Raw genomic sequence first — 4,209 nt, 5'->3', positions numbered from 1 at the left:
AATCAGAACGAGAAGTGTACATAAATCATACTTATATCATCCAATTTCCTTAACCCCAAGTACTTCAACAAAGTAATTATATGTATTACTAAGCAATGGATCCTCTGGTATATAAATAATTAGACCGTTTCTTCCCCTTGTTAATAATACTCTGTAGATATTCTTTAATATTTTTAAAGGATCTTTATATTCCTTTAATCCATCATACAGGTCTCCAGTTTGATTGTTACGAGAAAATGTTTGCCATTGCTTCCAATTGCCTTTCTTACTAAGTTTGATTAAATCATGTCCCCAATAAATGACTGGATAGTCAATTTCAAGACCTTGGGAATCAAATTCTGTTACATAGGAATTAAAATCCTTACAATTTTCCTTGTACCATTCCCCTAATTTTTCTCTTGGAATAGAATGTTTTTCCTTATATTCCAAGTCATATTGTGTAAATGAACTTGTTACCAGCCCATATGTCTCCAAACTTTCATCAATCAGTTGTCTTACTTGTTCTTGAGCTTTCTGCAAAGATTTTGTTACAAAAATCGAAAAATATTTTTGCTCATCATAAATTGATTTTAATAAATCCCTCGCACTTTCGGTTTCATTTTTCAAAACGGCATCAATCCATTGGGGGAATTTATCTGCCCCATGTCCTCTTAAATATGAATTTAAATATAAACTATCATCAAAGACTGAATTTGTTCCTTTAAGAATATTTCTGTATTTTGTTGGAGCAAAGATCCTTGTTTTACATTCATCAACTTTTACACTCTTGATAGCAGTAACCCAACTATTGATTCCATCTTCTTCGCCCCGGTAAATCTCTTGACCATCCCCAACTAAACATATTAACGTTTTTGAACTTTTTAATTGCTTTATACTATTAAGCAAATAATAAAGTAAGACTTCGGGTTGACTTTTTTCCAACTGGTTCTTTTTTTTCATTTGATCTTTTCCCCAAGCTCTCTGTGCTTCATCAAATACAAGTATTTTCTCTTTTTTTATATCACTTTCACCTAAAAACACTCCAGTTTTTAAATATCTGATTATAGGATCTAAATAATGAGAAACAGCATTTATATATGCTTCACTATATATGCTTCTCACTTCTTGAACCTTATTACATGCCTCATTAATTTGAAATTTTAAAACATCTACTAAAGGGCCATTACCTGATAAATATAGCGCTGAACTACTTTTATTAGATTGATTTATATAATCCCTCACTATTTTTAATCCAAGTAAAGTTTTTCCTGCTCCGGGATCACCAGAGACTAATATAATATTTAATGTATCATCTTCAGAATTACCTACAATATCCTTAATCGAACTAAGAACCCCTTCGATATTAGATTTAGATCTCATTATGGCAGGTAAATCTGTTGAGTTAAATATCCGATCTATTGCATTTAAGATATCTGGGATTGCTTCATAATTTGAATTAAACCACTCTGAAACTTCATCATCATTAGAGATATCTTTAATTTCTTTACTGATAATTTGAGTGAAATTGTCTTTATATAAAACATTTTTTTCATTTATTATTGTAGTTGGATGAGTGTAAACAATAAATGGTTTAACCCTTAAGTTATTTTTATAAGTATATTCGTGATATTTTTCAAACCTCATACAATAATTTTCTACCTGGCCACGGTGAGCATCTATATAAGCACCTGCATTTTCTCCACTTTTAAACTCTAGTACAAGTAAACTAGAGTTTGTAAGCACAAGTACATCTGGTCGCATACCGTTTTCTAATTTATATTCAAAAATTATTGTTCCTTCCTTTTGCGTTGAGGGTAAATTATAAAGCTCCTTCTTTAAAAATACAAAACAATCATCCCAAGCACTAAGTTGCGATTTGCTTACACTAAAGCCCAAACTTCCTAATTTATCTGTAAATTCCTTTTTATCGGGAATACTTAAAAATTCCTTTATTTTCAATTTCCATCCACGACTCATTTTAATTCCCCCCTAGAAAAATATTCCTATAACAATTCTACTATAAAAAATTAATAAGTTGTAAAAATGCAAAAACAATTCATAATATTACACGAAATTGAAATAAGTTATTTAAAATAAAATAGACCATCGGTATCGATGACCATGGATATTTTTTATCTTGAACTAAAAGCCCCCTGTTAATGGTTAACTTTTATCTATAAAAATCATACAAAATTTCCTCACTCAATAATATTCCACATATTTCAAGATGTGTTTTTCGCTGTGCAAACAATCTCCTTAATAGTTCTTATTTTTCATTAAAAGTAGAATGATTTTCTGCTCCAACTAAAGAGGTAAAATAGACATGTCCATTATAAAAATCCGGATATATATATCCGGATTTTTATTTTATTATTTATTTGTTTAAGATATATTGTCTTGCTCTTCTGGATTTAGAACACTATAATTTTGTAAATACTTGCGATAGTTCTTAACTAGTTTCTTTTCGAGAACTTTGCGTCCCTCCACTACTTCTATGTTCATATTATTAATTGTAGGAAATTTTGATGTAATAGATACATTTGTAATTGGTGGTGCAACAACTAACCACTGAATATTTAAAAGATCCAGTAAACAAAAAACTCCTTCAACCAGTTCTGGTGCTGACATTGTTCCAAATGGATTATCCGTGACAAGGAATAACGGACTGTTTTCCTCTACCCTTTGTCTCATTATCATTGCTATCACTATAAAATGTGCCAGTAGGGTTTGTCCCCCACTCTTTGTTGAAGAAGTCATACTTCCATGATTAATTGTCTCCCATTCTTTATATACGGCATGCTTGGCTTCACCTCGAAGTAATCCACCTTCAATACCAGGGATATGAATCATCAATCTTGGGAAATCACCCATTGCCTTTAAAACCAATTTTGATATGTTTACACTTTTAGCAATATCATGCACTGTAAAATAATCTATCTCATTCTTATATTTGCTAACATAAAAGTCAATTTCGTTCATACAAAATTCTTTGATTAATGGCTTAATATCTTCTACATTTATTGGAAATGGAAAGTTCTTATTGTATTTTATTAATGGAAATCGCTCTTTTTTCCAATTGACAACTGTCAATTTCCTAACTATGTCTTGAAGGCCATTAATAACATCCAGCACTCTTCTGGATTGTCGTTCTGCACACAATTCAATCGCTTTATCCGCTTTTTCTTTTTGTTCGAGTTCATCTTGCAGGTTGTTTTTTGCCCAATCAAGATAGTTATTCAAAGAAGCTACAGCATCATCAAAGCTCATATCACGAATAGTAGATAAAAAGTGAATTAATTCTTTTTGATAAGTTTCCGGAATATTATTAAAGGATTCAATTTTTTCTTTTATCTGTGTAATACGTTTACTCAGTGTTTCTTGATAACGGCGATAATGCATGGTAACTGTATTATATTTGTGATTCCACTGAGTGAAATATCCCATAGGATTTTCATGGATAGATACTCTTTCTTCCTCTAATAATATTTGTCCAGAATGAGCTGGCAAATCCAAGTCTTTAAGAAGACGAGTTATTTGTTCAATTCCTTCAAGGGATGTATGAAGTTTCTGAATTTCAACTCGTGTTTCACTATATTGCCTCTCTAAGAGATTCCGTTCCTTTCGAAATTGTGCTTTCGCTGCTTTACAATCTGGAATTTTTATATATTCAGCACCAAATTGCGGATAATCTTTTTCCATATCCTGCTTCTTTTCTTCCAAACKCTTCTCTAATTTTTGAATTTCCTCACGATTGTATTCTATTCTATTTCGATTTTCAGCCAATTCCACTTGACCTTGATTCAATTGTACTTCTGCCTGAGTAACAAGCGTTACAAGGTGCATTTCATCACTCTCTGGTGTAGTCATTCCCTTCCATATGTCTCCGCTTAATTCCTGAAGGGTATCTTCATGTTCTATTACTTGATTTTGCAACATTTTAACCGCTTGGTTCAATTCAGCCAAACGAATATTTTTATTACTTATGTGCTCATTAACTTCATTGTATTTTATAATATATTCTCGAGCTTCTTTAGACACTGCATAGCGATAAGTGTGTGAACATAAATCTTTACTTTTATCATATACCTGCTGTATCGATACTACCGGCATTCGAATATCACCTAATATATTCCTAATAATACTATAGTTATATCTTACAGATTTCATCCAGTTATCGAAACTGGATTTATTGTTCCCTTTTTGAACAGTAATCTTCTTTTCTTCTTCTAT

At 31.4% G+C, this 4,209-nt stretch carries 2 protein-coding genes; both read right to left on the bottom strand.

From position 1 onward, the window contains the following. Positions 1–36: 36 nt before the first annotated feature. Entirely contained in the window at positions 37–1,956 is a 1,920-nt protein-coding gene (locus AC1DJR_RS19530; RefSeq protein ID WP_477003289.1) for a DNA/RNA helicase domain-containing protein, read from the bottom strand. 405 nt (positions 1,957–2,361) lie between these two features. Next, positions 2,362–4,209 (bottom strand): hypothetical protein (locus tag AC1DJR_RS19525; protein WP_477003288.1); only part of this gene is annotated, 1,848 nt, incomplete at its 5' end.

The organism is Bacillus sp. 05T31 (assembly GCF_056396725.1).
The sequence above is the reverse complement of the archived record's forward strand: the minus strand, read 5'-3'. Positions and strand labels throughout refer to the sequence as shown.